Source organism: Streptomyces sp. NPDC037100 (genome assembly GCF_055606225.1).
The window spans coordinates 818,296-845,211 of the sequence record NZ_JBVJSX010000001.1 but is presented as its reverse complement, the minus strand read 5'-3'; the positions used below and the strand labels follow the sequence as shown (position 1 = coordinate 845,211).

Genomic DNA, 26,916 nt, shown 5'->3' with positions numbered 1-26,916 from the left:
TTTCCGGCCACCTAAGGTCAGTCCTCGTCACCCGCCGGCGACACCGATCGAAGGAGGCCCTCATGGCCGTCGACTACGCCGTCATCGTCGTGTACCTGGCCGGCATGCTGGCCATGGGCTGGTGGGGCATGCGCCGCGCCCGCTCCAAGAGCGAGTTCCTCGTGGCCGGCCGCCGCCTCGGCCCGGCCATGTACTCCGGCACCATGGCGGCGATCGTCCTCGGCGGCGCCTCCACCATCGGCGGTGTGGGCCTGGGCTACCAGTACGGCCTGTCCGGCGCCTGGATGGTCTTCACCATCGGCCTCGGCCTGCTCGCCCTCTCCGTCTTCTTCTCCGCCCGCATCGCCCGGCTGAAGGTCTACACCGTCTCCGAGATGCTCGACCTGCGCTACGGCGGCGGTCGGGCCGGCGTCATCTCCGGTGTCGTCATGTGGGCGTACACGCTGATGCTCGCGGTCACCTCGACCATCGCGTACGCCACGATCTTCGACGTCCTGTTCGACATGAACCGCACGGTCGCGATCGTCCTCGGCGGCTCGATCGTCGTCGCGTACTCCACCCTCGGCGGCATGTGGTCGATCACCCTGACCGACATGGTGCAGTTCGTCGTGAAGACCATCGGCGTGCTGCTCCTGCTGCTGCCCATCGCCGTCGTGAAGGCCGGCGGGTTCGGCGAGATGAAGGCGCAGCTGCCCACCGAGTACTTCGACCCCCTGGGCATCGGCGGCGAGACGATCTTCACCTACGTGCTGATCTACACCTTCGGCATGCTCATCGGGCAGGACATCTGGCAGCGCGTCTTCACCGCCCGCAGCGACCGGACCGCCAAGTGGGGCGGGACCGTGGCCGGCACCTACTGCCTCGCCTACGCCCTCGCCGGTGCCGTCATCGGCACCGCGGCCAAGGTGCTGTACCCCAAGCTCGGCAGCCCGGACGACGCCTTCGCGACCATCGTCAAGGACGAGCTGCCCGTCGGAGTGCGCGGACTGGTGCTGGCCGCCGCCCTCGCCGCCGTGATGTCGACGTCCTCAGGCGCGCTGATCGCCTGCGCCACCGTCGCCAACAACGACATCTGGTCCCGGCTGCGGGGCCTGGGCAGGACGCCCGCGGGCGACCACGACGAGGTGAAGGGCAACCGCGCCTTCATCCTGCTGATGGGCCTCGCGGTCATCGCCACGGCCATCGCGATCGACAACGTGGTGGAGGCCCTGACCGTCGCCTACAACCTCCTCGTCGGCGGACTGCTGGTGCCGATCCTGGGCGGGCTGGTCTGGAAGCGGGGCACGGTCTACGGCGCCCTCGCCTCGGTCGTGGTCGGCGGACTCGCGGTCATCGTGCTGATGGCGACGTACGGCATCCTCGCCAACGAGCCCGTCTACTACGGCCTGCTCGCCTCCCTCGCCGCCTACCTGGTGGTCTCCCTGGCCACCCCCGCCACTGACGCCGCCGTCCTCACCGCCTGGCGCGAGCGGCTGGCCGGACGGTCACCCGAACTCGCGTCCGAACCGGCCGCGGCTCCGAAGTAGAGTCGTAGAACAAGCAGTGCATAGCAGTACACACGCGATGAAGCGTAGGAAAGAAGGCATTTCTTCATGAGCAGCAACGAGACTCCGCGCGGCCCCGTCGACTCCTCCCGCGTCCCGCGGTACGCCGGACCCGCGACCTTCGCCCGGCTGCCGCGGCTGGACGAGGTCGGCCGGGCCGATGTCGCGGTCGTGGGCGTGCCGTTCGACTCGGGCGTCTCGTACCGGCCCGGCGCCCGCTTCGGCGGCAACGCGATCCGTGAGGCGTCCCGGCTGCTGCGCCCGTACAACCCGGCGCAGGACGCCTCCCCGTTCGCCCTCGCCCAGGTCGCGGACGGCGGCGACATCGCCGTCAACCCGTTCAACATCAACGAGGCCGTCGAGACCGTCGAGGCCGCCGCGGACGACCTGCTCGGCACGGGCGCCCGCCTGATGACGCTCGGCGGCGACCACACCATCGCGCTGCCCCTGCTGCGCTCGGTCGCCAAGAAGCACGGCCCGGTGGCGCTGCTGCACTTCGACGCCCATCTCGACACCTGGGACACCTACTTCGGCGCCGAGTACACGCACGGCACCCCGTTCCGCCGCGCGGTCGAGGAGGGCATCCTCGACACCTCCGCGCTGTCCCACGTCGGCACCCGCGGCCCGCTCTACGGCAAGCAGGACCTGACCGACGACGAGAAGATGGGCTTCGGCATCGTCACCTCGGCCGACGTCTACCGGCGCGGCGCCGACGAGGTCGCCGACCAGCTGCGCCAGCGCATCGGCGACCGGCCGCTGTACATCTCCATCGACATCGACTGCCTCGACCCGGCCCACGCCCCCGGCACCGGCACCCCCGAGGCCGGCGGCATGACCTCGCGCGAACTGCTGGAGATCCTGCGCGGGCTGGCCTCCTGCAACCTGGTCTCCGCGGACGTGGTCGAGGTGGCCCCCGCGTACGATCACGCGGAGATCACGTCGGTGGCCGCGTCCCACACCGCCTACGAACTGACCACGATCATGTCGCGCCAGATCGCCGCGGCCCGGAAGGACTCGGAAGCCAAGTGACTCACGACCACGACCTGGTGCTCCGCCCCACGCCCGCCCAGACGGAGGCCGCCCTCAATCCTCCTTCCGGCCGCAACGGCGGAGACCTGGTCGTGGAGACGCTGGCCGGGCTCGGCGCGACGACCGTCTTCGGGCTGCCCGGCCAGCACGCCCTCGGCATGTTCGACGCGCTGCGCCGCTCCGACCTCAGGTACATCGGCCTGCGGGTGGAGAACAACGCCGGGTTCGCGGCGGACGCGTACGGCCGGATCACCGGCGAGGCCGCGCCCCTGCTGCTGTCGACGGGGCCGGGTGCCCTGACCTCCCTGGCCGCTCTCCAGGAGGCGGCGGCGGCCTCCGCGCCCGTGCTGGCGATCAGCAGCCAGATCCCGACGGCGGGCCTGGGCGGCGGCCGGCACGGCTACCTCCACGAACTGCCGGACCAGGCCGCCTCGTTCCGAGGCGTGGTCAAGTCCGTGCACACCGTCCGCACCCAGTCCCAGATCCCCTCCGCGATCGAGGCTGCCTGGACGTCGGCGCTGAGCGCCCCGCACGGCCCGGTGTGGGTGGAGATCCCGCAGGACGTGCTGCTCGCCGAGACGGCGATCCCGGTCGTGACGGGCGGCGACGCCTTCCCCGAGGAGCTGCCGCCGCGCCCCGAACTGACCGCCGTGGCCGCCGATCTGCTGTCGAGGGCCGCCCGCCCGGCGATCATCGCGGGCGGGGGAGTGGTCCGGGCGGACGCCTCCGGCAAGCTGAAGCAGCTGGCGGAGCGGCTCCGGGCGCCGGTCGTCACCACGCCCGGCGGCAAGGGCGCGTTCCCCTGGAAGCACCCGCTGTCGCTCCAGTCGTGGATCGAGGACAGGCACACCACCGACTTCCTGGAGGACGCCGACGTCCTCCTGGTCGTCGGCTCGGGGCTCGGCGAACTCTCCTCGAACTACCACACGTTCAAGCCGCGTGGCCGGATCATCCAGATCGAGGCGGACCTCGGCAAGCTGGAGTCCAACCACCCCGCGCTGGGCATCCACGCGGACGCGCGGCTGGCGCTGCAGGCGCTGCTGGAGACCGTGCCGGACCGCGAGGACGCGACGGCCGCGGACCGGGTCCGAGAGGTGCTCGCCAAGGTCGTCGAGCGCATCGCCGCCCAGGAACTCACCCTGGAACAGCACGTCCTGGCGTCCGTCCGCACGGCACTCCCCGCCGACTCCCCGTCCTTCTGGGACATGACGATCCTCGCGTACTGGGCCTGGTCGGCCTTCGACGCCAAGGGCCCCAACCACATGCACTCCGCTCAGGGCGCCGGCGGCCTCGGCTACGCCTTCCCCGCCGCACTCGGCGCGGCTGCGGCCGACCCGACCCGCCCGGTCCTCGCCGTCTCCGGCGACGGCGGGGCCCTGTACTCCATCGCCGAGCTGGCCACGGCCCGCCAGTACGACCTGAACGTCACCTGGCTGATCGTCGACGACGGCGGCTACGGCATCCTGCGCGCGTACATGAACGACGCGTTCGGCGAGGCGACCGCGACGGAACTGACCCGGCCGGACTACGTGGCCCTGGCGGAGTCCTTCGGCGTCCCCGGGGTCCGGACGACCCCGGAGAACCTGGAGCAGGACCTCGCGAAGGCGCTTCGGGCGCCCGGGCCCTCGGTGGTCCTGCTCCCGGCCGTGCTGCGGATGTTCGCGCCGACGCACCTGGGGTGAGCGCCGGCCGGCCCCGCCCGGTCGTCTACAGACCGTCGCGGACCATCGCGGCGACGATGCGGACATGGCGGTCGGCCGCCGTGCCCGACCACTCGTTGTCGTAGTTCAGGCCGTAGGGCCAGAAGTGGCCGCCGCCGGTGGAGATCTTGGCGCCCGAGCCGTCGTACTGCTTGACCAGCGCGGTGGCCTGGCCGCCGGTCCAGGTGCCGCTGCCGCCGAGCCGGGACCAGCCCGAGCTGGTCCCCACGCCGATGGTGTGTGAGATCTCGTGCAGGGCCGTCCGCTCGCTCATGTAGCTGCGGTTGCTGCCGAAGCGGATGGTGCCGTTGATGTTGCCGTCGGCTGTGGGGACGCCCGGTTCGTAGCGGACGGTGAGGGTCTTGCCCAGGTCGCTGAGGTTGTTGTAGCGGGCCACCGCCGCGTTCATGGCCTTCGTGATGAGGTCGTAGGCCGAGCGCTGGTCCTCGGTGGGGTTGCTCGCGCGGACGAGGGACCAGGTGATGGTCGCCGCGGCGGCGCGGTCCCGGGTGGGGGCGGGCGGAGCCTGGGCAGTCGCGGCCTGGGCGACGCCGGGGCCGACCAGCAGAGCGGTGGTCAGGGCGGCTATGAGGGCCATGTGGGATGCCTTGCGTGGGCTCATTGCGGATCCTCCTGTGGGGGTGGTCGTCACGAAACTTGCGAAACTTCGCACGACGTTCGGGATCTCGGACAGATTGACGCCGCCGCTCAATTCCCTTGTTCGACGCGGCAGTTGGCGCGCTGTCGACCGCAAGTATCCCGGTGGGAAAAGCGGCGTCAAGAGTTCCGGCAGGGGTCAGTGGAACCAGAAGAGCAGCGTGTCGGGGTTCGTCCCGAGCTGCCGCGCGCTCTCCCACTCCTGCGCCTCGCACCGCATGGCATCGACGAACCGGCGGGCCGCGCCGCGGAATTCGGGGTCGAGGCGGTCGAGTACGCGCGTGTAGGCGTCGGCGAGGCCGGCGGCGCGGCCGGTCGGCAGCGTGCCGATCGCGGGCACCACGTCGCCGGGGTGGGGCAGCCGCAGCGGCGGGCCGCTGAACAGGAACGTGCCCGGGAGGAGGTCGGACGGCACGCCGTGCCGGGCCAGTTCGTCGTCCATGGCGCGGAACCAGGACGGGCGGCGCCAGGCGCCGAGATCGGTGGGGTCGGAGAAGTGCGCCGCGACGGCCTGGTAGAAGGCGTAGCTGTACGCGGGACAGCGATCGGTGCTCGGGGTGCCGTCGATCAGCTCGTCCAGGGCCCGGCCGATGGAGACGTCGAGGTCGATGCCCTGCTCCCGGAAGCGGGCGTCGGTGCGCTCGCACTCCGTGCGCACCCGGGCGAGGGTGCGCTCCTGCCGCTCGGTCCGCTCCACTGCCGTGAGCAGCCGCACCACCGTTCTCATGTCGCCGGTGCTCATCTCGAGGCAGTAGCCCACCGTTGCGCTTCCCTTCACCCGTTCGCCGGACACCGGTGTCCATGATCGGGGACATGCGAACAGCCCCGGGCCGAGAGCGCGAGGCCGTTCGTATGTGCGGGATTGTGAGGGGGGATCAGCTGACGTCGGACGGGTCGAGGCGGTAGACCGCCGACTGGCCCGACTGGCCCGACTGGCCCGACTGGCCCGACTGGCCCGACTGGCTCGACTGCGCCGAGGAGCCGGTGCCGGTGCCGGTGCCGGAGTTCGCGCTCGTGCCGTAGTCGCTCTCCCGCACCGCCGTGCCGTGCTTCTGCACCCACGCCGTGACCTCGGAGCTGACGGTGGAGCCGCCACCGGGACCGCCGCCCATGCCGCCGCCGAGCTGGATGTAGTGCAGTTCGCCCTTCTTCACGAGCTCCTTGAGCTTGGCGAGCGTCATCGCCTTGTCGCTGCCGGACCAGCCCCACATGGAGATGACCGGTTCCCCGCTGCTCAGGATCAGCTGGGCGGCGCCCTGCGAACTCGACACCGCCAGCAGCCACTTGGCGCCGTCCTGGTGCTTCTTGAGGTACGCGATCAGCTCGCTGCTCGCGCCGCCGCCCATGCCGCCGCCCATGCCGCCGCGCATGCCGGCACCGGCCGTGCCGCCCCCACCGGGGCCGGTGCCGCTCGGGGGCGTACCGCCCTCGCCGCCCGCCCCGTCGGGCGTCTGCCCGCTCTGCCCGCCGGACGGCACCCCGCCGCCGGGGAAGCCGCCGCCGGCCCGGTCGTCACCGCCCTGCCGAGCACCGCCACCCGGCATCTCCCCGGCAGCGGAACCGCCCGGGAAGCCCCGGCCGCCCCCGCCCCCGGGCCCGCCGAAGCCGCTGCCCGTGGTCGGTCCTGCCGTCGGGTTCGTACCGCCCATGCCGCCGCTCGCGCCCGACGACGGAACCGACCAGGCGTACGCGGCCGGGCCCGCCACCGACGCGACGACCGCGGCCGCCACCGACACCGCCAGCAGCCGCAGCCGCCGCCCCGAGCCGCCGGAGCGGAAGACGAGCAGGCCTGCGACGGCCAGCGCCATGACGACCAGGACGGAAGGCCACAGCCAGGTGTGCCAGCCGGAGGCCCGCCGCAGCAGCACCGCCGCCCAGACGGCCGTGACACCCAGCGCGAGCGGCAGCACCCACACCCACCGCCGGTCGGACCGGAACGCCCGCAGCAGCAGCGCCCCGCCGCCTCCGCACAGCGCCGCGATGCCCGGGGCGAGTGCGGTCGTGTAGTACGGGTGCATGGTGCCCTCGGCCAGGGCGAAGGTCAGGTAGTGCAGCAGGGTCCAGCCGCCCCAGAGCAGGAGTGCGGCCCGGGTGGGGTCCGTGCGCGGGGCGCGGCCGCACAGCACCAGGCCGCCGACGAGCGCGATGCCCGCGAAGGGGATCAGCCAGGAGATCTGGCCGCCGAGGATGTCGTTGAACATCCGGCCGAGGCCCGCCGTTCCGGAGAAGCCTCCGCCTCCGCCGCCACCGCCGTTGCCCTCGCCGCCGAGGATCCGGCCGAGGCCGTTGTAGCCCATGATCAGGTTCCAGGCGGTGCCGTCCGTCGAACCGCCGATGTACGGCCGCTCCGAGGCCGGGACCAGTGACACGGCCGCGGCCCACCAGAAGCTGGAGACGGCCAGTACCACCGCGGCGAGGCACAGGTTCACGATCCGCTTCACCACCGCCGGCTTCGCCGCGTACAGATAGACGACGAACGCGGCGGGCAGCGCGATGTACCCCTGGAGCATCTTGGTGTTGAAGGCGAGCCCGAAGCAGGCCGCCGAACCGAGCAGCGGCAGCAGCCGGCCGTCGCGCGTCGCACGCAGGGCGAGCGCCGCACCGGCCACCATCAGGAACACCAGCAGGGTGTCGGGGTTGTTGTCCCGGTTGATGGCGACCGTGATCGGGGTCAGGGCCAGGACGAGGGCCGCGACGGCCGCCGCCGCGTGCCCGAACACCCGCTTCACACCGGAGTGCAGGATCCAGATGGTGGCCAGTGCGGCGACGACCATCGGCGCCATCATCTGCCAGGTGCCGTAGCCGAAGACCCGGCAGGACAGGCCCATGACCATCAGCGCGAGCGGTGGCTTGTCGACGGTGAGGAAGTTCCCGGCGTCCAACGAGCCGAAGAACCAGGCCTTCCAGCTCTCGGTGCCGCTCAGCACGGCGGCGCTGTAGAAGCTGTTGAGGCCGGCTCCGGACAGGTTCCAGGAGTACAGCGCCGCGGCCAGAGCGAGGATCGCGAGCAGCGCGGGGAGGGACCAACGCGGCGCGGGGGCGGCGTCCTTGGGCGGGGCCGGCGGGGGCTCGGCGGTCCGGAGCTGGGTTTCGGTGGCAGAGGTCACCCCAGCATGGTGGGGAGCTCCGGTGGGAGGCCGCTGTGCCGAAGCTGGCCGCCGTCTGTGAATTCGGGCGGCTCCCGACAACGACTCGTAGCGGCTCCCGATAACGACTCGTACAAGCTCTCGTTGTCCATGCAACCTTTCGGCCGCGTCCGCGAGTCAAGGGGGGCATGACTTCTGGGATATCCCGCCGCGCGAGAGTGCTGGCAGTGGCCGTGGGTACCGGCGTGCTCGTGCCGCTCGTAGCCGCCGCCACGCCCGCCTCCGCCGCCCCTCCGGCCGTGGCCTGCACGTCGGCCAAGGCCGGGCTGGCCACCAAGCTGAAGAAGGACATCACCGCCGCGCTCGCCACCCGCAAGGGCACGGTCGCCGTCGGCCTCCACGACCGCAGCACCAACACGACCTGCACCCTGCGCGCGGGCTCCGCCTACGACTCGGCCAGCGTCGTCAAGGTCACCGTCCTCGCCACGCTGCTGTGGGACGCGAAGAAATCGAACCGGTATCTCACCGACCGCGAGAACACCCTCGCCAAGGCGATGATCACCAAGTCGGACAACGCGGCGACCTCCACCTTGTGGAAGCAGCTCGGCATGACGAAGATCAAGAACTTCCTGGCGGCCGCCGGCATGACGCAGACCAAGCCCGGGGCGAACGGCTACTGGGGCCTGACCCAGATCACCGTCACCGACGAGCAGAAGCTGCTGAAGCTCCTCACCGCCAGGAACGCGGTCCTGAGCGACAACGCCCGGGCCTACATCCTCAAGCTGATGGGCCAGGTCGTGTCGTCCCAGCGCTGGGGCACCCCCTACGGAGTGCCGTCGGGCGTCACCGTGGCCGTCAAGAACGGCTGGCTGCAACGCTCCACCAACGGGTGGCGGGTGCACAGTGTCGGCGCGTTCAAGGGCGGCGGCCACGACTATGTGATGACCGTGCTGACCCACGGCAACAGCACGATGAACTACGGCATCGCCACCATCCAGGCCGTGGCCAAGGTCATCCACAAGGATCTGGCGGCGAGCTGACGGGGCTCAGCCGAGGACGTCCAGGAGCCTCCTGACGACGGCGAGGATGGTGTAGAGCACGGGGGGAAGAGTGTTTTCCATATCCGGGCAAACGACCACAAGAGGGGCAAGTGCTCTCCGTGTGGCCGATTCACCGGAACGGCCGACCTTCACCTGGCCACGCACCCGACGTCACCGGCCCGCCCCTGCGGTGACGCCCATGCCGCGGGCCCCGCTTCCGGCGTGCTCACATCTCCCAGCCCAGCAGCGGAACGCGGACCCCGGTGAGCAGGGCCAGAGCCATCACCGCCGACAGCAGCAGCACCGCGGCGAGGCGCACGACGGCGAGTGCGTCCACCGCGGTGCGCAGCGGCGGCCAGGGCAGCAGACGCAGCGACCAGGTCACCGCGACCGAGAGCGCGAGGAGCAGGGCCAGGTGTGCGATCGCCGCGTCTCCGGACATCTGGCGCGGCGCGCTCGGGTCGAGGTCGTAGCCCTCCGCGTACATCGCGAAGGCGAGCATCCGCCAGCACAGGGCGGCGCACAGGGCCACCATGGTCTCGGCGCGCGCGAAGCGCGGTCGACGCGTCACCTGAGCGAGTGAGGGCACCATGGCCGGGGAGCCTAGCCCGGGCCTGGGCCATGAGTCGCGGGTTCCTGGTCCTCTGGTCGGGGAAGCGGCGTCGCGGGATGAAATCGGGGGTGTCCCGCGTTGACGCCTTCCGGCAGCTCAGGACGGACGGAAGGTACCGGTGTGACACCGAAACGGGGATGGGCACGACGACTGTGGGCCTACGCGTGGCGCCACCCGAAGGACGTCGTACTCGCCCTCGGCTCCTCCCTGGTCGGCATGGCCGTCATGGCCCTCGTCCCCCTGATCACCAAGGTGATCATCGACGACGTCATCGGCGAGCACACCAGGGACATGACCACCTGGGCCGGCCTCCTCGTCGCGGCCGCCCTGGTCGTCTACGTCCTCACCTACATCCGCCGCTACTACGGCGGCCGCCTCGCCCTCGACGTCCAGCACGACCTGCGGACGGAGATGTACGGCACGATCACCCGGCTCGACGGCCGCCGTCAGGACGAGCTGTCCACCGGCCAGGTCGTCGGCCGTGCCACCAGCGACCTGCAGCTGATCCAGGGCCTGCTCTTCATGCTCCCGATGACCATCGGGAACTTCATGCTCTTCCTGATCTCCCTGGTGATCATGGCGTGGCTGTCCGTCCCGCTCACCCTGGTCGCCCTGGCCGTCGCCCCCGCCCTCTGGTGGATCGCCAGGCGCAGCCGCACCCGGCTGCACCCCTCCACCTGGTACGCCCAGGCCCAGGCCGCCGCCGTCGCGGGCGTGGTCGACGGCGCCGTCAGCGGAGTACGCGTGGTGAAGGGCTTCGGGCAGGAGGAGCAGGAGACCGGCAAGCTCCGGGAGGTCGGCCGCCGGCTGTTCGCGGGCCGGCTGCGCACCGTCCGCCTGAACTCCGTCTACACCCCGGCCCTCCAGGCCGTCCCCGCCCTCGGCCAGGTCGCCATGCTCGCGCTCGGCGGCTGGCTGGCGGTGCGCGGGCACATCACGCTCGGCACGTTCGTCGCCTTCTCCACCTACCTCGCCCAGCTGGTCGGCCCGGTCCGCATGCTCGCGGTGGTGCTCACCGTCGGCCAGCAGGCCCGCGCCGGCACCGAGCGCGTCCTGGAGCTGATCGACACCGAGCCGTCCATCGAGGACGGCCACAAGGACCTGCCCGCCGACGCCCCCGCGACGGTCGAGTTCGACGACGTCTCCTTCGGCTACGACGCCGACCGTCCCGTCCTCGACGGGCTGAGCTTCGAGATCCGCCCGGGCGAGACCCTCGCCGTGGTCGGTTCCTCCGGCTCCGGCAAGTCCACCCTCTCCCTGCTGCTGCCGCGCTTCTACGACGTCAGCCGCGGGGCCGTCCTGGTCGGCGGCCACGACGTGCGCGAGCTGTCCCTGGAGTCCCTGCGGGCGGCGATCGGCCTGGTCCCGGAGGACTCCTTCCTCTTCTCCGACACGGTCCGCAACAACATCGCCTACGGCCGCCCGGACGCGACCTCGGAGGAGATCGAGAAGGCCGCCCGCGCCGCCCAGGCGGACCGTTTCATCAGTGAGCTGCCCGACGGCTACGACACCACGGTCGGCGAGCACGGCCTCACCCTCTCCGGCGGACAGCGCCAGCGCGTCGCCCTCGCCCGAGCCATCCTCAGCGACCCGCGTCTGCTGGTTCTGGACGACGCCACCTCCGCCGTGGACGCGCGGGTCGAGCACGAGATCCACGGGGCCCTGAAGGAGGTCATGCGGGGCCGCACCACCCTGCTGATCGCCCACCGCCGCTCCACCCTGAACCTCGCCGACCGCATCGCCGTCCTGGACGGCGGCCGCCTCGCCGACATCGGCACCCACGAGGAACTCCAGCAGCGCTCCGCCCTCTACCGGCGTCTGCTCACCGACCCCGACGAGCTGGGCGGGGTCTCCCCGGGCCACGCCCAGCCGGCCTGTCCCCCCGAGGACACCTCGGTACGGGACGAGCTGGACGCCGAGTTCGACGCCGAGCGCGGGGTCACCCCACGGCTCTGGAGCGGCGACCGCGAGCGCAAGGACACCGCACTCGCCGAGAGCCCGGCCACCCCCGAGCTGCTCGCCCAGGTCGAGGCGCTGCCCCCGGCCACCGACGTCCCGGACATCGACGAGTCGCGGGCCGTCCAGCCGGAGGACTCCTACGGCCTGCGCCGGCTGCTGCGCGGCTTCGGACTGCCGCTGCTGATCAGCCTCGCCCTGGTCGCCACCGACGCGGGCATGGGCCTGCTGCTGCCGGTGCTGATCCGGCACGGCATCGACTCGGGCGTCACCGAGGCCGCGCTCGGCGCCGTATGGGCCGCGGCCCTGCTGGGGCTGCTGACGGTCGCGGTGCAGTGGGCGGCCCAGGTCGGTGAGACCCGGATGACCGGGCGCACCGGCGAGCGGGTCCTGTACTCGCTCCGGCTGAAGATCTTCTCCCAGCTGCAGCGCCTCGGGCTCGACTACTACGAGCGTGAGCTGACCGGGCGGATCATGACCCGGATGACGACCGACGTCGACGCGCTGTCGACGTTCCTCCAGACGGGCCTGGTCACGGCCTTCGTCTCGGTCGTCACCTTCTTCGGGATCATGGTCGCGCTGCTGGTGATCGACGTGGAGCTCGCGCTGGTCGTCTTCGCGACGCTGCCGCCGCTGATCATCGCCACCGTCTTCTTCCGCCGGGCGAGCGTGAAGGCGTACGAGCTGGCCCGCGAACGCGTGTCGGTCGTCAACGCCGACCTCCAGGAGTCGGTCTCCGGTCTGCGGATCGTCCAGGCCTTCCGGCGCGAGCGGGACGGCGGGCGGCGGTTCGCCGAGCGCAGCCACAGCTACCGTCAGGCCCGCGTCCGGGGCCAGTGGCTGATCTCGGTGTACTTCCCGTTCGTGCAGTTCCTGTCGTCGGTGGCGGCCGCTGCCGTGCTGATCGTGGGCGGGGCCCGGGTCGACGACGGGACCCTGGCGATCGGCTCGCTGGTGGCCTACCTGCTCTACATCGACCTGTTCTTCGCGCCGGTGCAGCAGCTCTCCCAGGTCTTCGACGGCTACCAGCAGGCGACCGTCTCGCTGGGCCGCATCCAGGAGCTGCTCCGGGAACCGACGTCGACGAAGTCCGCCGACGAACCGCTGGAAGTCCCGTCGCTGCGCGGTGACATCGCCTTCGAGGACGTGCACTTCGCCTACGGGACCGACGAAGAGGCCCTCGGCGGGGTCGACCTGCGCATCCCGGCCGGGCAGACCGTCGCCTTCGTCGGCGAGACCGGCGCGGGCAAGTCGACCCTCGTCAAGCTCGTCGCCCGCTTCTACGACCCCACCGGCGGCCGGGTCACCGTCGACGGCACCGACCTGCGGGCCCTGGACCTCACCTCCTACCGGCACCGTCTGGGAGTCGTCCCGCAGGAGGCGTACCTCTTCCAGGGCACCGTCCGCGACGCCATCGCCTACGGCCGCCCCGACGCCACCGACGCCGAGGTCGAGGCGGCGGCCCGCGCGGTCGGCGCGCACGACATGATCGCCACCCTGGAGGGCGGCTACCTCCACGAGGTCGCCGAACGCGGCCGCAACCTGTCCGCAGGGCAGCGCCAGCTGATCGCCCTGGCCCGCGCCGAGCTGGTCGACCCGGACGTGCTGCTGCTCGACGAGGCCACGGCCGCCCTGGACCTGGCCACGGAGGCCCAGGTCAACCAGGCCACGGACCGGCTCGCCGGCCGCCGCACGACCCTGGTGGTCGCCCACCGCCTCACCACCGCCGCCCGCGCCGACCGGGTCGTCGTCATGGACCACGGCCGGGTCGCCGAGGACGGCACGCACGAGGAGCTGCTCGCGCGCGGCGGGCGGTACGCGGAGCTGTGGCGGACGTTCATCGGCGCCCCGGAGCCGGAGGAGCCGGTCGGCGTGTCCCGCTGATCACTTGACAGCGTTTCCGTAACGCTCGTGCAACCATCCGACATACGTCATGCGTCCGTACAGGCGTACGCCGATGGTCGCGGAGGACGCGGTACGGGAGGACGACAGTGGACAGTGGAGCGATACGTCGGCGGCTCGCGCTGGGGCTGGCCGTGCTGACCGCCTCCGGGCTGCTGGCCGTCGCGGCCCCGGGCGAGGCGCAGGCCGCGACATCCGCGCTCTGCCCCGGGCGCAAGGTCCGCACCCTGCCGTTCTCCACCGGGACCGTGCTCGTCTACAAGCGCGGCGGCTACGTCTGTGCCGTCACCCTCAACAGGAAACCCGGCGCCAAGCGCACGATGTCGGTGAGCGTGCAGGCGCGCGGCAACCGGCCGGTCGTGGACCAGGGCACGTACGCCTACCGCGCGGGCCCGGTGACCGTGCACGCCGGGCGCCGCTGCGTCTGGCTCAAGGGCCAGGTCGGCCGAGGGAGGTTCAGCCCCGGCTGGATCCTGTGCTGACACCCCGCGCCCGGTGACACGCCCCCGCGCACAGGGTTATCCCTATGTCCCCTGGTGCTCCGGTGAGTTGGTCCGCTAGCTTCCGGCGCACATCTGTCTCACAGGGGAGTGCGCATGCGCAAGGCGCTCAGATGGCTGCTGGCGCTCACGGTGCTCATAGGCACACTGGGCACGGCGGGAGCGGCCACCGCCGCCGACGCCGCCGGCACCGACAGCACCACCGACATCAAGGAGAGACTGCTCTCCGTACCGGGCATGAGCCTGGTCGAGGAGAAGCCGTACACCGGCTACCGCTTCTTCGTCCTGAACTACACGCAGCCGGTCGACCACCGAAAGCCCTCGAAGGGCACGTTCCAGCAGCGCATCACCGTGCTGCACAAGGACGTCTCGCGCCCGACGGTGTTCTTCACCAGCGGCTACAACGTCTCCACGACGCCCCGCCGCAGCGAGCCCACCCAGATCGTGGACGGCAACCAGGTCTCCCTGGAGTACCGCTACTTCACCCCGTCCCGGCCCGCCCCGGCCGACTGGTCCAAGCTGGACATCTGGCAGGCCGCCAGCGACCAGCACCGCGTCTTCAAGGCGCTGAAGGGCATCTACGGCAAGAAGTGGATCTCCACAGGCGGTTCGAAGGGCGGCATGACCGCCACCTACTACGAGCGCTTCTACCCGCGGGACATGGACGGCGTCGTCGCCTACGTCGCCCCCAACGACGTGGTGAACAAGGAGGACTCGGCCTACGACCGCTTCTTCGCCCGGGTCGGCACCAAGGAGTGCCGCGACCGGCTGAACGCCGTGCAGCGCGAGGCGCTGGTGCGCCGCGAGCCGCTGGAGAAGAAGTACGCGGCCTACGCCGAGGAGAACGGCCTCACCTTCACCACCATCGGCAGCCTGGACAAGGCCTACGAGGCCACCGTCCTCGACTACGTGTGGGGCTTTTGGCAGTACAGCCTGCTGGCCGACTGCGACCAGATCCCGGCCGACGCGAAGAACGCCACCGACGACGCGATCTGGGACTCCGTCGACACGATCTCCGGCTTCTCCGCCTACGCCGACCAGGGCCTGACGACCTACACCCCGTACTACTACCAGGCCGGCACCCAGCTCGGCGCGCCGACCATCCAGTTCCCGCACGTCGAGAAGCAGTACATCCGCTACGGCTACCAGCCGCCGCGGAACTTCGTCCCCCGGGACATCCCCATGAAGTTCCAGCCGTCGGCGATGCGTGACGTGGACACCTGGGTCCGGCACAACGCCCGCCACATGCTCTTCGTCAACGGTCAGAACGACCCGTGGAGCGCGGAGCCGTTCCGCCTCGGCAAGGGCGCGAAGGACTCCTACGTCTTCACCGCCCCCGGCATGAACCACGGCGCCAACGTCGCGGGCCTCGTGCCCGAGCAGAAGGCCCTCGCCACCGCGCGCATCCTCGACTGGGCCGGCGTCGCCCCTGGTGCGGTGCAGGCCGACCCGCAGGCGGCCAAGCCGCTGGCGAAGTTCGACGCCAAGCTCGACAAGCGGGACGTGCAGCGTGAGATGACGCTGCGTCCGTAACCGCCCGCCGCCCGCACACGACCGCCCCTCGCCCTCCGGGCCGAGGGGCGGTTCGCATGTCCCTGCGCAAGCGGTGAACGCTCCGTACGGTGACCGGATGGACAGTTCTGTCGTCTTCAACGTCGTGACCACGGCCATCGCCGTCGTCGCAGTGGTGACCTCCATCGTGTTCAGCGCACGGCAGGCCCGCACCGCGAAGCACGCCAACCACATATCGGTGCTGATCGACCTGCTCAGGGAGTTCCGTTCCGCGGAGTTCCACGAGCAGCACGACTACGTGTGCACCCGCCTGGGAGCCGAGCACGACCCGGAGAACGGAGTACGCGGGTTACCGGCCGAGGCCAAGACGGCCTTCTGCAGCGTCGTGTACTACTACCAGTCGTTCGCCAACCTCGCCGTCTTCGGTCTGCTCGACCAGACCCTGCTGGTCACGGTCCTGCGCACCCGGATCGTCTCGGTCTGGAAGGCCGTCCGGCCCTTCGTGGAGCGGGAGAGGCAGTTGCGGGGCGAGGGCAGCACCGGAACGTACCTGTCGACCTTCGAGGAGCTGGCTCGACTGGCGGCAGACCTGCCCGCGGAGAACGTCCGCGACCTGATGGCCGAGGCCCGGCGACGAACCTCGCGCAACCGGCTGATGCGTTGACGCGGGCGATGACGGACGCACCGCTCACAGCAGCCGGGCGCACCCCACGGGCCGTTTCCCGCCCAGCCGGACGTACAGGGCCGTCGGGCCGGGGCAGTCGGCCCGTTCGACGACCGCCCGGACCACCTTGTACTGCGGCCGCCGTTCGCCCGTGCCGTCGCAGGCCGTCTCGCGGACCTTCCCGTCACCGGAGTCGTAGACGCAGTCGCCGACGATCGTGCGGGGCCCGCCCCCGCCACCCGGATCACCGGGATGCGGCGGCTGGAGGTTGCGCATACAGGCGTAGCCCTGCGGGACCGCCCCGTCGCCGTCCTCGTCGGAGGCGGGCCGCTGCTCGCTGATGTGCAGCACGAAGTCGGTGGCCGAGGGACAGCGCGGTCCGTCCCGCACCGTGCCGTCGTGCCGCGCCTCGACCCGGGCCGCCGCCCGCTCACCGGTGCACGGCACCTCGGTGAAGCTCGTCGTACCGAACGAGGAGCACTCGCCGACCGCGAGGAACACCGCCCCGTACCCGGACGGCCGGGTCGGCACCGGCGACATGGTGGTGGTCCTCCCGGTCGCCGGCTCGCCCGGCCGGCCGTCCTCCGCCACGCCTCGTGACGGACTCTGGCAGCCGGTCAGCAACGCGCCGATCAGGACCAGGAGCCCGCAGACCACCCCCACAACACTTCGCTCACGCATCGCCGACCCCCCGAGTGTGCTCGCCCAGCGTGACCCGCCGTAGCGGGTGCACACCAGGCATACAGGACGGTTTGCGCACGTTGGAGGTGGTGCGTACGGTCCGTGGCGTACCTCTAGTACGACAGTCCGTGGCCGATGGGGTACAGCACCTGTTCCGGATCATCCGCCCGTTGCACCGGCACGGGCAGTTTCCCGCGCGGCCTCACCCGCCCGGCGATCACCCGTGCGACGGCCCGCAGTTCGACGTCGGTCCAGGAGTAGGCGGCCAGACAGGCCCGCACGGACGGCAGCCGGGCCACGTCGTACGGGTTGCGGATCGCCACCGCCACGACCGGCCTCCCGGTCGCCACGAGCTGCTCCACCAGTGTCTTCTGGCTGCTGCTCGCGGTGACGTTGTACGTGGCGGCGACCACCGCGTCCGCCTCCCGCGCCGCCGCGACCGCCTTGGCGACGGTCGCGGCGGACGGGGCCGTGCCGGTCGACAGGGCCGTGGCGGTGAAGCCCAGTTCGCTCAGCGCGCCGGCGAGTACGCCCGTGGGCGGGCCGGTCGTGCCCGACGGCGAGGCCGGATCCGCTCCGACCACCAGCACCTTGGGGTACCGGCGCCGCGACAGGGGCAGCAGCCGTCCTTCGTTGACGAGCAGCGTGGTCGTGCGCTCGGCGATCCGGTCGGCGGCCGCCCGATGCGCCCGGGTCCCGACGGTCCGGTCCACACCGCCGTGGCTGACGTACGGCGAACGGAACAGCCCCAGCTTGGACTTCAGCCGCAGCACCCGCAGGATCGATGCGTCGAGCCGGGCCTCCGTGAGCTCGCCCTCGCGCACGGCCGTCAGGACGGCGTTCCACGCGAGGTCCAGGTCGGGCGGGTTGAGCAGCTGGTCCACACCGGCCTTCAGCGCCAGCACCGGCACCCGGGCGTCGCCGTACTTGGTCCGTACGCCCTCCATGCCGAGGGAGTCGGTGATCACGACCCCGTCGTAGCCGAGGCGTTCGCGCAGGATGCCGGTGAGGATCGGGCGGGAGAGGGTGGCCGGGTCGCCGGAGTCGTCGAGGGCCGGGACCATCAGGTGCGCGGTCATGATCGAGTCGATGCCCGCGGCGATCGCCGCCCGGAACGGCGGCGCGTCGAGCTTCTCCCACAGCTCCCGGCTGTGCGTGATGGTGGGGAAGCCGGTGTGGCTGTCCACGTTGGTGTCCCCGTGCCCGGGGAAGTGCTTGGCGGTCGCGGCGACCCCGGACCCCTGGTACCCGGCGACCTCGGCGGCCACCAGCGCGGACACCGCCCGCGGATCGGCACCGAAGGACCGTACGCCGATGACCGGGTTGGCCGGGTTGACGTTCACGTCGGCCACGGGGGAGTAGTCCTGCCGGATTCCCATCGCCCGCAGCTCGGCGCCCGCGATCCGCCCGAGCACACGGGCGTCGGACCGCGACCCGCCCGCCCCGACGGCCATGGCGCCCGGGAACAGCGTCGCGGGCTCGCCCACCCGGGCGACGATCCCGTGCTCCTGGTCGGTGGAGATGAGCACCGGCAGCCCGCGCGGCAGTTCGAGGGAGGCCTTCTGGATGCCGTTGGACAGGTCGGCGATCTGGTGCGGCTCGCGGGTGTTGTGCGCCCAGGTGAAGTAGATGATGCCGCCCACCCGGTACTTCGCCACCAGCTCGGCGGCCGTACGGACCCCGATCTCCTTGAGGTTGGCGTCGATGTCGGCCTGGTCGGGGGCGGTGGCGGAGTGGCCGTAGACCCGCATGACGAAGAGCTGGCCGACCTTCTCCTCCAGCGTCATGCGGGAGACGAGGGCGCGCAGCCGGCTGTCGTCCGGGGCGGCGGCGTGCGCGGGTCCGGCGGCCGCGAGGGCGGCGGTGACGCCGGCCGTGGCGGCGAGGACGGTACGTCTGGAGGGCTGTGCGGTGTTTCCCGTGCTTCCCGTGCTTCCCGTGCCGGTGTCGTGCACGTGCGCTCCTTCCGGAGGTGATCCGCTCGGATCCACTGAAGGAAACTTCCAGGAGGTCACGAATATCCGGGAAGTTTCTGCCAGTCAAGGGAACGCGCGGCAACGCTCGGGGGCCGCCACCGGCGCGGTTGGAGGGGGGCGCGCCGATGGCGGCGGGTGCCGCCGGCCGCGGTACGGCGGAGAGGGTGGTCAGCGATCGCAGCCAGTGGCGAGGGCCGACACCGCACCGTGGTGACTCTCCGACAGCCTGCGATTGGACGGGGCCGGTCCGCTCCGGGTTCCCGACCCGGCCCGGATTTCCGCAAGTTGGTACGCAGGGGGAAACAGGAGGTCAACGGGGCGGATGAGCCGCCACCTTCGGCCACTGCTCACCGAGCACCCGTACGGTTTCCGCGATGGCCGGACGCCGGGCCGCCCCCGTCCGCCACAGCGCGTACAGCCGCCGTACCGGCATCGGGTCGAGCGGCACCTCCACCACCCCGGCGGGCAGCGGACCGCGTCCCAGTCGCGGGATGAGCGCGACCCCCAGCCCGGCCGCCACGAGGGCCACGAGGGTGGGATTCTCGTCGGCCTGGTGGACGATGTCCGGCTCGTGCCCGGCCGTGCGCAGCGTTCGCAGCAGCCAGTCGTGGCAGACCCGCCCCGGCGGCTGGCATATCCACCGTTCCCCGCCCAGCTCCTCCCGCCGTACGGCGGTCCGCCCGGCGAACGGGTGTGGTGCGCGGGCCCGGGCATGCCGCTGCCCGGCCACCCGGTGAGCGGGGCGGGGCGGCGGCGCGGTGCGGGGGGCCGGTCAGCGAGTGTGTTCGGTGAACCTCTTCGCCGTCTCGGCCAGTACCTCCTGGCCGTCCCGGGCCCACAGGACGTCGTTGAACAGCTCCACCTCGATGGCGCCGGTGTAGCCGGCCGCCTCCACGTGGTCCTGCCACTCCCGCATGTCGATCGACCCGTCACCGATCTGGCCGCGGCCGGTGAGGACGCCCTCCGGGAGGGGCGTCGTCCAGTCGGCGAGCTGGAAGGTGTGGATGCGGCCTCCCGCACCGGCCCGGGCGATCTGCGCGGGCGCGGTGTCGTCCCACCAGATGTGGTACGTGTCGACCGTGACACCGACCTGGTCCGCCGGGAAGCGCTCGGCGAGGTCCAGGGCCTGGGCCAGGGTCGACACCACACAGCGGTCCGAGGCGTACATGGGGTGCAGCGGCTCGATGGCCAGACGGACACCGCGCTCCCGCGCGTACGGGCCCAGTTCCGCCAGGGCGTCCGCGATGCGTTCACGGGCGCCGTGCAGGTCCTTGGAACCGGCGGGCAGACCGCCCGAGACCAGGACCAGGGTGTCCGTGCCCAGGACCGCCGCCTCGTCGATCGCACGGCGGTTGTCCGTCAGGGCCTCGGCGCGCTCCGCCGGATCGATCGCCGTGAAGAAGCCGCCCCGGCACAACGTCGTCACCGTCAGCCCGGCGTCCCGGACCAGCTTGGCCGTGGCCTCCAGGCCGTGCGCCCGCACCGGCTCGCGCCAGAGCCCCACGTTGCGGATGCCCAACCGGGCGCAGCCGTCGGCCAGTTCCGGCAACGACAGCTGCTTCACCGTCATCTGGTTGATGGAGAAGCGTTCCAACGACCCGCTCACTGGTTCACCCCGTACACGCTCAGCAGCGTCTTCATCCGTTCCTCCGCGAGCTTCGGGTCGGGGAACAGACCCAGTCCGTCGGCCAGTTCGTACGCCTTCGCGAGGTGCGGCAGCGAGCGGGCCGACTGCAGGCCGCCGACCATCGTGAAGTGCGGCTGGTGGTCCGCGAGCCAGGCGAGGAGGACGACCCCCGTCTTGTAGAAGCGGGTCGGGGTCTGGAAGAGGTGGCGGGAGAGCCCGACCGTGGGGTCCAGCAGCTCGCGGAAGCCCTGCGTGTTGCCTGTGTCCAGGACCCGGACCGCCTCCGCCGCCAGCGGGCCCAGCGGGTCGAAGATGCCGAGCAGCGCGTGGCTGAAGCCCTGCTCGTCGCCCGCGATCAGCTCGGGGTAGTTGAAGTCGTCGCCGGTGTAGCAGCGCACGCCCTGCGGGAGCCGGCGGCGGATGCCGACCTCGCGCCGGGCGTCCAGCAGGGAGACCTTGATGCCGTCGACCTTGTCGGGGTGGGCGGCGATCACCTCCAGGAACGTGTCCGTCGCCGCGTCCAGGTCGGCCGAGCCCCAGTAGCCCTCCAGGGCCGGGTCGAACATCGGGCCGAGCCAGTGCAGGATCACCGGCTCGGAGGCCTGGCGCAGCAGGTGGCCGTAGACCTCCAGGTAGTCCTCGGGGCCGGAGGCCGCCGCCGCGAGCGCCCGGGACGCCATCAGGATGGCCTGCGCGCCGGACTCCTCCACGAGGGCGAGCTGCTCCTCGTACGCCGCGCGGACCTCGTTCAGGCTCGCCGGGCCGGTGAGCTGGTCGGTGCCGACACCGCAGGCGATCAGACCACCGACCGCCTTGGCCTCAGCGGCGCTGCGGCGGATCAGCTCGGCCGCGCCCGCCCAGTCCAGGCCCATGCCGCGCTGGGCGGTGTCCATGGCCTCGGCGACGCCCAGCCCGTGCGACCACAGGTGGCGGCGGAAGGCGAGGGTCAGCTCCCAGTCGACGGCGGCGGGCGAGTCCGGGGAGACGTCGGCGTACGGGTCGGCGACGACGTGCGCGGCCGAGAAGACCGTGCGGGAGGTGAAGGGCGTGCCGGGAGTCACGGCCAGGGGTTCGGTGCGGGGCTCGTAGGTCCGCAGCGCACCGTCGGGGCCGGGGAGTCGGATCGTCACAGCGAGATCTCCGGTACGTCGAGGCGGCGGCCCTCGGCCGAGGACTTCAGGCCCAGCTCGGCGAGCTGCACACCGCGGGCACCGGCCAGCAGGTCCCAGTGGTAGGGGGCGTCGGCGTAGACGTGCCGCAGGAACAGCTCCCACTGGGCCTTGAAGCCGTTGTCGAACTCGGTGTTGTCCGGGACCTCCTGCCACTGGTCGCGGAAGACCTCCGTGGCGGGGATGTCCGGGTTCCAGACCGGCTTGGGGGTGGCGCTGCGGTGCTGCACGCGGCAGTTGCGCAGGCCCGCGACCGCGGAGCCCTCGGTGCCGTCGACCTGGAACTCCACCAGCTCGTCGCGGTTGACGCGCACGGCCCAGGAGGAGTTGATCTGGGCGATCGCGCCGCCCTCCAGCTCGAAGACGCCGTACGCGGCGTCGTCGGCCGTCGCGTCGTAGGGCTTGTCGTTCTCGTCCCAGCGCTGCGGGATGTGCGTGGCGGTGAGCGCCTGGACGGACTTCACCCGGCCGAACAGCTCGTGCAGCACGTATTCCCAGTGCGGGAACATGTCGACGACGATGCCGCCGCCGTCCTCGGACCGGTAGTTCCACGACGGGCGCTGGGCGGCCTGCCAGTCGCCCTCGAAGACCCAGTAGCCGAACTCGCCGCGCACGGACAGGATCCGGCCGAAGAAGCCGCCGTCGATCAGGCGCTTCAGCTTCAGCAGGCCCGGGAGGAAGAGCTTGTCCTGGACGACGCCGTGCTTGATGCCGGCCTCGTCGGCCAGCCGGGCGAGGGCCAGGGCGCCGTCGAGACCGGTGGCGGTCGGCTTCTCGGTGTAGATGTGCTTGCCGGCCGCGATGGCCTTCTTCAGGGCCTCCTCACGGGCGGAGGTGACCTGCGCGTCGAAGTAGATGTCCACCGTCTCGTCGGCGAGGACCGCGTCCACGTCCGTCGAGACGTGCTCCAGCCCGTGCTGCTCGGCCAGCGCCCGCAGCGCGTGCTCGCGGCGGCCGACCAGGATCGGCTCGGGCCACAGCACGGTGCCGTCGCCGAGGTCGAGGCCGCCCTGCTCGCGCAGGGCGAGGATGGAGCGGACCAGGTGCTGGCGGTAACCCATGCGCCCGGTCACGCCGTTCATGGCGATACGCACCGTCTTGCGTGTCACGTCGTTCCCTTCGTACGCGGTCGTCGCGCCGCGTACGCCCCACCCTTCACAGGCGGCCCGTCGAGCCGGCCGTGGACTGGTGAGCGTTGCAGCAAGCGCTTTCTACATACGAAGAAGCTAGCCTCTGAACCCTGGTCCGGACAAGACCGTGACCAGGACGAGTTGTTCGAGGGGGCGAACAACGGGGGGTCGGGGGCTTAAGGTCTGCTCGGAACCATGGCCATGGGTTCGTCGGGGCAGTGGCGGTCGACCTGCTGTTCCGCTCGGAACCATGGCCCGTGGTCTGGGTGTGTACGAGGGCGGAGACGAGAGACGAGATGCGCGACCGGAGGACGACGAGATGACGGTGACCCTGGCGGACGTGGCGGCCCGCGCACAGGTTTCACCCGCGACGGTGTCGCGCGTGCTGAACGGGAACTACCCCGTGGCGGCCTCCACCCGCGAGCGGGTGCTGAAGGCCGTGGACGAGCTGGACTATGTGCTCAACGGGCCCGCGAGCGCCCTGGCCGCCGCCACCTCCGACCTGGTCGGAATCCTGGTGAACGACATCGCCGACCCGTTCTTCGGAATCATGGCGAGCGCGATCCAGGGCGAGATCGGCGGGCCGGGCGGACGCGCGGGCGGGGAGAGGCTCGCGGTGGTCTGCAACACCGGCGGCTCTCCCGAGCGGGAGCTGACGTACCTCACGCTGCTGCAGCGGCAGCGGGCGGCGGCCGTGGTGCTGACCGGCGGGGCGATCGAGGACGCGGCGCACCAGGCGGCCATGGACGCGAAGGTGCGGAAGCTGGTGGAGGCCGGGACGCGAGTCGTGCTGTGCGGGCGGCCGCAGGCGCCGGACACCGGGGCGATCGCGCTGACCTTCGGCAACCGAGGCGGCGGCCAGGAGCTGACCGAGCACCTCATCGGGCTCGGGCACCGGCGGCTCGGGTACATCGCGGGCCCGGAGGAGCGGACCACCACACGGCACCGGCTGGAGGGCCACCGGGCCGCGCTGGCCGCGCACGGCATCGAGGAGGACCCGCGATGGACGGTGCACGGACGCTACGACCGGCGGTCCGGCTACGAGGCCACACTGGAGCTGATGCGGCGTGACCCGTCGCTGACGGCGGTCGTCGCGGCGAACGACTCCGTCGCGCTGGGCGCGTGCGCCGCGCTGCGGGACTCGGGGCTGCGGATCCCGGAGGACATGTCGGTGGCGGGCTTCGACGACCTGCCGTTCAGCATCGACGCGGTGCCTTCGCTGACGACCGTGCGGCTGCCGCTGGCCGAGGCCGGGGCCCGCGCCGGGCGGATCGCGATGGGGCGTGAGGAGGCGCCGCCCGGGGGGATCGCGTCGGTGCGGGGGGAGTTGATGGTGCGGGGGTCCTCCGGGGTGCCGCGCTCTTCTTGAGACTCTGCGGCTTGAGGGGGCGCGGCGTTGAGGGGGGTGGGTTCGGGGCTGTGGTTCGAGGGGCTCGGGGCGTGAGCGTGGGTTCGGGGCTGTGGTTCGAGGCGCTCGGGGCGTGAGCGTGGGTTCGGGGCTGTGGCTCTGGGGGCTCGGGGGGTTGATGCCTCGGGGGTGTCAGAGCTGTGGCTCGACAGGGCGCGGCGTTGACGCCGGTCGTGGCCGTGCTGTGGCAGCCCCCGGGCGGGCCCCGCCGGCTAGGCCGCGTCTTCTGGATCATCGGCGAACCACGAGCGGCCCTGGGCCCAGTAGGTCACCCATCCGGTGAAACCGGGGGTCAGGGAGGCATCAGGCGGGGTGCCGAATGGGGTCGCGCCGAACTCGTCGATCAGCCAGACGTGACCGCGCTGCGGGCATGCGACGATCAGGTGCCAGTCCATTCGGCAGCCGTCGGTGCCGAGCCGCAGCGAGCCATGGACGGACACGGACTCCTCCAAGGCCTCGAACCCCTGCTCCGGCAGAGCATGTCCAGCACCCAGTACTGAGCCCTCTGCAGGCGCAGATCAGCGAGAAGGATCTCCAGCTCGCGGAGCATCACAGCGCTGACATCTCCGCTCAAGGTCACTTCGGCGCACTGGCCGTCGACCGCAGTGATCGCCACACCCGGCGGCACGAAGGGGGGATTGGCTGCCACAGCGGCCTCCCACACGGGTAGGCGCGTCCCCTCCAGTCTGCATCGGTAGGGAAGCGCATCAACCGGCTGCCGACGGCCGAAGCACGCCTTCACCATCAGGGCCCGGGCGGAGAAGAATGGCAAAGGCGCCCAAGACGGTGCATGAGCACGCGAATACCGATCCTGATCATGCACCGTGCATGACAGGGCGCGCAGCATGGCACCGCAATCCATGAGTATGTGAAGAGAGGCCCACGGGCGATGCAGGGTTTCCGGCGATGGCTGACCCAGTTCCAGCAGGCACGCACACCGCTGGGTGACCTCGCCCGCCTGGCCGCCGCTGACCCGGCCTGGCCCGACGGGCCCGACCGGCTGGCCACCTACACCGACCACATGGAACGGGCGGGCGCTTCCACCGGGGCACTCCAGAGCCTGGTCGACGCGTGGGTGCTGTACGCCGCGCACGACAAGACAGCCACAGTACGCGCACCCCGCCGCTGACCCCGCCAGATCATCCGGAAGGCGCGCGCCTCTCTCGCCGGCGTTGATCGTGTGGAAGGCTGCCAAGGGGTCCGCGCCGTTACGGCCGGCACGGGCCCGCTGCACGTCTTCCTGCGTAGAGCCGTGAGATCTTCAACGCGGCGAGGCTGGAACCGGGACGGCAGCCGCCCGTGCGGCAGCGGGCCGGCCAGGACGGTTGCGCGGTTGGCAGGTGCCTGCTCGAGAACTACATGCCACTGGGTTTCCGCGCAGGCCAGGAACTTGGGCGGGGTCAGCCGAGTGGGCGGCGGGTCCGCTGAAGAGGCTCGTTCTATGGTGATCGTGTGGCGCGATGGATCCGGTGGGTTCGCAGAGCAGTGGCGACCGGGTCTGCCGTGTCCGGCGCTCGGTCCTCGCGCGACGCGGTGGTCGTGTCCGGTCTCGTCGAGGTGGGCAGGGCGATGGCTCGGATCGGCACGACCCTGGACGAGGCCACTACCTGCGGCGAGCTGACCCGTGAGGCAGTGCGGCAGATGGGTGGTGCGGCCGCCGTTCTGCGCGGCAACGGAGAGGCCGGCACCCAGTACATGGCTGTCCACGGTGACCCGGACACGCTGCCTGATGCCCGATGGGTTGTGGCCATGGCGCGACAGCAAGCCGATCCCAGCGGGGTCGGACACGCGGTCTCTCCGCCGGGTCCCGCCCGGCCCGCGCTGTGTGTGCCCCTCGCCACCGGCAACGACAGCTACGGCACGCTGGTGTGTACTTCGGGCACACGGCCGTTCACCCGTCTGGACGCGGAGGTCTGCGTCCTGCTGGTCGAGCGCGCGGCCTCCCACATCCGGCAGGCCAGGGAGCACGAGCAGGTCAGCGGTCTCGTCGCCAAGCTGCAGAACGCTCTGCGCGTGGAGCCCGGCCGGCCCCACCCCAACCTGCACATCGCCGTCCGCTACCGGCCCGCCGGGCAGAGCGCCATGGTGGGCGGCGACTGGTGCGAGACCGTCCGGCTGCATTTCGGCCGGACGTTGCTCGTGGTCGGCGACGTCATGGGCCACGGGCTGGAAGCGGCCGTCGACATGACCGCCTACCGATCTGCTCTGCGCTACACCGCCTCCGCCGACCTGCCGCCCCACCGCGTGCTGCGCCAACTTGACGAGATCGCCTCCAGCGAGCCGGACCGGCGCCCGGCCACCTGCCTCATCGCGCGCGTCGACCCCGCCCGCGAACAAGTAGCCCTCGCCAGCGCCGGCCACCTGCCCCCAGCGGTGATCGACACGCACGGAAGGGCGACCCTGCTCCCCGTCCCGGTCGGCCCGCCCCTCGGCACCGGCCTCGGCGGATATCAGTCGCACACCCACCGCCTGGACGCGTCCCAGACCCTGGTGCTGTTCACCGACGGGCTCGTCGAGCGACGCGGTGAAGACATCGACCAGTCCCTGCTCCGGCTCACCCGTCTCACCTTCACCACGGACGCAAGCCCCGAACAGGTCCTCGACCGCCTGCTCGTCGGCCTCAGCACCGACCACGCCGAGGACGACGTCGCCGTCCTCGCGGCGCGGGTGCGGGCTCGTACCGACCACACCGAGGAACAGCAGCACCGATTGCCGCACTGAA

The 26,916-nt window shown here is 71.6% G+C and carries 21 protein-coding genes and 1 pseudogene; 11 read left to right on the top strand and 11 right to left on the bottom strand.

The features are described 5' to 3' along the window. Nucleotides 1–62 precede the first annotated feature (62 nt). The 3 genes from ACZ7EG_RS03840 to ACZ7EG_RS03830 all read left to right on the top strand — a co-directional run bounded on the left by ACZ7EG_RS03840 (nt 63) and on the right by ACZ7EG_RS03830 (nt 4,255). Complete coding sequence (locus ACZ7EG_RS03840; protein ID WP_471071773.1) at nt 63–1,526, top strand: sodium:solute symporter family protein; 1,464 nt, start codon at nt 63–65, stop codon at nt 1,524–1,526. A gap of 66 nt (nt 1,527–1,592) precedes the next feature. Further along, nucleotides 1,593–2,573: an agmatinase gene (speB, locus tag ACZ7EG_RS03835; protein ID WP_030838119.1), complete on the top strand. Its 981-nt coding sequence runs from the start codon at nt 1,593–1,595 to the stop codon at nt 2,571–2,573. Then, a complete protein-coding gene (locus ACZ7EG_RS03830; protein WP_471071770.1) occupies nt 2,570–4,255 on the top strand; it encodes a thiamine pyrophosphate-binding protein in 1,686 nt (561 codons plus the stop codon). Before speB ends, ACZ7EG_RS03830 begins: the two co-directional genes overlap by 4 nt. Nucleotides 4,256–4,280: 25 nt before the next feature. Here the strand turns inward: ACZ7EG_RS03830 and ACZ7EG_RS03825 are convergent, their stop codons facing one another. From ACZ7EG_RS03825 to ACZ7EG_RS03815, 3 genes are all read right to left on the bottom strand, one after another. Continuing rightward, nucleotides 4,281–4,895, bottom strand: coding sequence for a hypothetical protein (locus ACZ7EG_RS03825; protein ID WP_471071767.1), 615 nt, complete (start codon nt 4,893–4,895; stop codon nt 4,281–4,283). Between the two features lie 174 nt (nt 4,896–5,069). Next, entirely contained in the window at nt 5,070–5,690 is a 621-nt protein-coding gene (locus tag ACZ7EG_RS03820; RefSeq protein WP_471071764.1) for a DUF7691 family protein, read from the bottom strand. Nucleotides 5,691–5,805: 115 nt separating this feature from the next. Beyond that, nucleotides 5,806–8,037 (bottom strand): ArnT family glycosyltransferase, encoded by a 2,232-nt coding sequence (locus tag ACZ7EG_RS03815; protein ID WP_471071761.1) that lies wholly within the window; start codon nt 8,035–8,037, stop codon nt 5,806–5,808. 167 nt (nt 8,038–8,204) lie between these two features. Here ACZ7EG_RS03815 and ACZ7EG_RS03810 point away from each other — a divergent pair, with 167 nt between their 5' ends. Continuing rightward, entirely contained in the window at nt 8,205–9,056 is an 852-nt protein-coding gene (locus ACZ7EG_RS03810) for a serine hydrolase (protein WP_471071758.1), read from the top strand. Between the two features lie 226 nt (nt 9,057–9,282). Here the strand turns inward: ACZ7EG_RS03810 and ACZ7EG_RS03805 are convergent, their stop codons facing one another. Next, entirely contained in the window at nt 9,283–9,648 is a 366-nt protein-coding gene (locus ACZ7EG_RS03805; RefSeq protein ID WP_471071755.1) for a hypothetical protein, read from the bottom strand. 141 nt (nt 9,649–9,789) lie between these two features. Between ACZ7EG_RS03805 and ACZ7EG_RS03800 the strand changes: the two genes are divergently transcribed. From ACZ7EG_RS03800 to ACZ7EG_RS03785, 4 genes are all read left to right on the top strand, one after another. After that, nucleotides 9,790–13,509: an ABC transporter ATP-binding protein gene (locus ACZ7EG_RS03800; RefSeq protein WP_471071752.1), complete on the top strand. Its 3,720-nt coding sequence runs from the start codon at nt 9,790–9,792 to the stop codon at nt 13,507–13,509. Between the two features lie 107 nt (nt 13,510–13,616). Further along, nucleotides 13,617–14,009: a hypothetical protein gene (locus ACZ7EG_RS03795; protein WP_471071749.1), complete on the top strand. Its 393-nt coding sequence runs from the start codon at nt 13,617–13,619 to the stop codon at nt 14,007–14,009. A gap of 114 nt (nt 14,010–14,123) precedes the next feature. Continuing rightward, on the top strand, nt 14,124–15,560 hold the full coding sequence (locus ACZ7EG_RS03790; RefSeq protein WP_471071746.1) for a S28 family serine protease: 1,437 nt from the start codon (nt 14,124–14,126) through the stop codon (nt 15,558–15,560). A gap of 97 nt (nt 15,561–15,657) precedes the next feature. Then, a complete protein-coding gene (locus ACZ7EG_RS03785; RefSeq protein WP_471071743.1) occupies nt 15,658–16,203 on the top strand; it encodes a DUF4760 domain-containing protein in 546 nt (181 codons plus the stop codon). A gap of 24 nt (nt 16,204–16,227) precedes the next feature. Here the strand turns inward: ACZ7EG_RS03785 and ACZ7EG_RS03780 are convergent, their stop codons facing one another. The 6 genes and pseudogenes from ACZ7EG_RS03780 to ACZ7EG_RS03755 all read right to left on the bottom strand — a co-directional run bounded on the left by ACZ7EG_RS03780 (nt 16,228) and on the right by ACZ7EG_RS03755 (nt 22,765). After that, nucleotides 16,228–16,884 (bottom strand): hypothetical protein, encoded by a 657-nt coding sequence (locus tag ACZ7EG_RS03780; protein ID WP_471071740.1) that lies wholly within the window; start codon nt 16,882–16,884, stop codon nt 16,228–16,230. A gap of 113 nt (nt 16,885–16,997) precedes the next feature. Further along, nucleotides 16,998–18,839 carry a glycoside hydrolase family 3 protein gene (locus ACZ7EG_RS03775; protein WP_471071737.1) on the bottom strand — a complete coding sequence of 614 codons (1,842 nt, stop codon included), beginning with the start codon at nt 18,837–18,839 and terminating at the stop codon, nt 16,998–17,000. Between the two features lie 331 nt (nt 18,840–19,170). Continuing rightward, a pseudogene (locus tag ACZ7EG_RS03770) lies at nt 19,171–19,617 on the bottom strand (LysR substrate-binding domain-containing protein); the annotation flags it as partial. Nucleotides 19,618–19,632: 15 nt separating this feature from the next. After that, on the bottom strand, nt 19,633–20,430 hold the full coding sequence (locus ACZ7EG_RS03765) for a sugar phosphate isomerase/epimerase family protein (RefSeq protein WP_471072463.1): 798 nt from the start codon (nt 20,428–20,430) through the stop codon (nt 19,633–19,635). A 32-nt stretch (nt 20,431–20,462) separates the two neighbouring features. Continuing rightward, complete coding sequence (locus ACZ7EG_RS03760; RefSeq protein WP_471071734.1) at nt 20,463–21,617, bottom strand: dihydrodipicolinate synthase family protein; 1,155 nt, start codon at nt 21,615–21,617, stop codon at nt 20,463–20,465. After that, nucleotides 21,614–22,765 carry a Gfo/Idh/MocA family protein gene (locus tag ACZ7EG_RS03755; protein WP_471071731.1) on the bottom strand — a complete coding sequence of 384 codons (1,152 nt, stop codon included), beginning with the start codon at nt 22,763–22,765 and terminating at the stop codon, nt 21,614–21,616. Before ACZ7EG_RS03755 ends, ACZ7EG_RS03760 begins: the two co-directional genes overlap by 4 nt. Before the next feature lie 340 nt (nt 22,766–23,105). Here ACZ7EG_RS03755 and ACZ7EG_RS03750 point away from each other — a divergent pair, with 340 nt between their 5' ends. Further along, nucleotides 23,106–24,155 (top strand): LacI family DNA-binding transcriptional regulator, encoded by a 1,050-nt coding sequence (locus ACZ7EG_RS03750; protein ID WP_471072460.1) that lies wholly within the window; start codon nt 23,106–23,108, stop codon nt 24,153–24,155. A gap of 251 nt (nt 24,156–24,406) precedes the next feature. Here ACZ7EG_RS03750 and ACZ7EG_RS03745 read toward each other — a convergent pair whose 3' ends face one another. Beyond that, complete coding sequence (locus ACZ7EG_RS03745; RefSeq protein WP_471071728.1) at nt 24,407–24,634, bottom strand: hypothetical protein; 228 nt, start codon at nt 24,632–24,634, stop codon at nt 24,407–24,409. Nucleotides 24,635–25,083: 449 nt separating this feature from the next. Here ACZ7EG_RS03745 and ACZ7EG_RS03740 point away from each other — a divergent pair, with 449 nt between their 5' ends. Together ACZ7EG_RS03740 and ACZ7EG_RS03735 are read left to right on the top strand one after the other, a co-directional pair. Continuing rightward, a complete protein-coding gene (locus ACZ7EG_RS03740) occupies nt 25,084–25,323 on the top strand; it encodes a YozE family protein (RefSeq protein ID WP_471071725.1) in 240 nt (79 codons plus the stop codon). Nucleotides 25,324–25,697: 374 nt separating this feature from the next. After that, on the top strand, nt 25,698–26,915 hold the full coding sequence (locus tag ACZ7EG_RS03735) for a PP2C family protein-serine/threonine phosphatase (protein ID WP_471071722.1): 1,218 nt from the start codon (nt 25,698–25,700) through the stop codon (nt 26,913–26,915). Nucleotide 26,916 lies beyond the last annotated feature (1 nt).

Excerpts from the sequence above, each read along its gene's own strand:
- ACZ7EG_RS03840 (WP_471071773.1), top strand. The coding sequence starts at position 63 with ATGGCCGTCGACTACGCCGTCATCGTCGTGTACCTGGCCGGCATGCTG.
- speB (WP_030838119.1), top strand. The coding sequence starts at position 1,593 with ATGAGCAGCAACGAGACTCCGCGCGGCCCCGTCGACTCCTCCCGCGTC.
- ACZ7EG_RS03825 (WP_471071767.1), bottom strand. The coding sequence starts at position 4,895 with ATGAGCCCACGCAAGGCATCCCACATGGCCCTCATAGCCGCCCTGACC.
- ACZ7EG_RS03810 (WP_471071758.1), top strand. The coding sequence starts at position 8,205 with ATGACTTCTGGGATATCCCGCCGCGCGAGAGTGCTGGCAGTGGCCGTG.
- ACZ7EG_RS03805 (WP_471071755.1), bottom strand. The coding sequence starts at position 9,648 with ATGGTGCCCTCACTCGCTCAGGTGACGCGTCGACCGCGCTTCGCGCGC.
- ACZ7EG_RS03790 (WP_471071746.1), top strand. The coding sequence starts at position 14,124 with ATGCGCAAGGCGCTCAGATGGCTGCTGGCGCTCACGGTGCTCATAGGC.
- ACZ7EG_RS03785 (WP_471071743.1), top strand. The coding sequence starts at position 15,658 with ATGGACAGTTCTGTCGTCTTCAACGTCGTGACCACGGCCATCGCCGTC.
- ACZ7EG_RS03780 (WP_471071740.1), bottom strand. The coding sequence starts at position 16,884 with ATGCGTGAGCGAAGTGTTGTGGGGGTGGTCTGCGGGCTCCTGGTCCTG.
- ACZ7EG_RS03765 (WP_471072463.1), bottom strand. The coding sequence starts at position 20,430 with ATGACGGTGAAGCAGCTGTCGTTGCCGGAACTGGCCGACGGCTGCGCC.
- ACZ7EG_RS03750 (WP_471072460.1), top strand. The coding sequence starts at position 23,106 with ATGACGGTGACCCTGGCGGACGTGGCGGCCCGCGCACAGGTTTCACCC.
- ACZ7EG_RS03740 (WP_471071725.1), top strand. The coding sequence starts at position 25,084 with ATGCAGGGTTTCCGGCGATGGCTGACCCAGTTCCAGCAGGCACGCACA.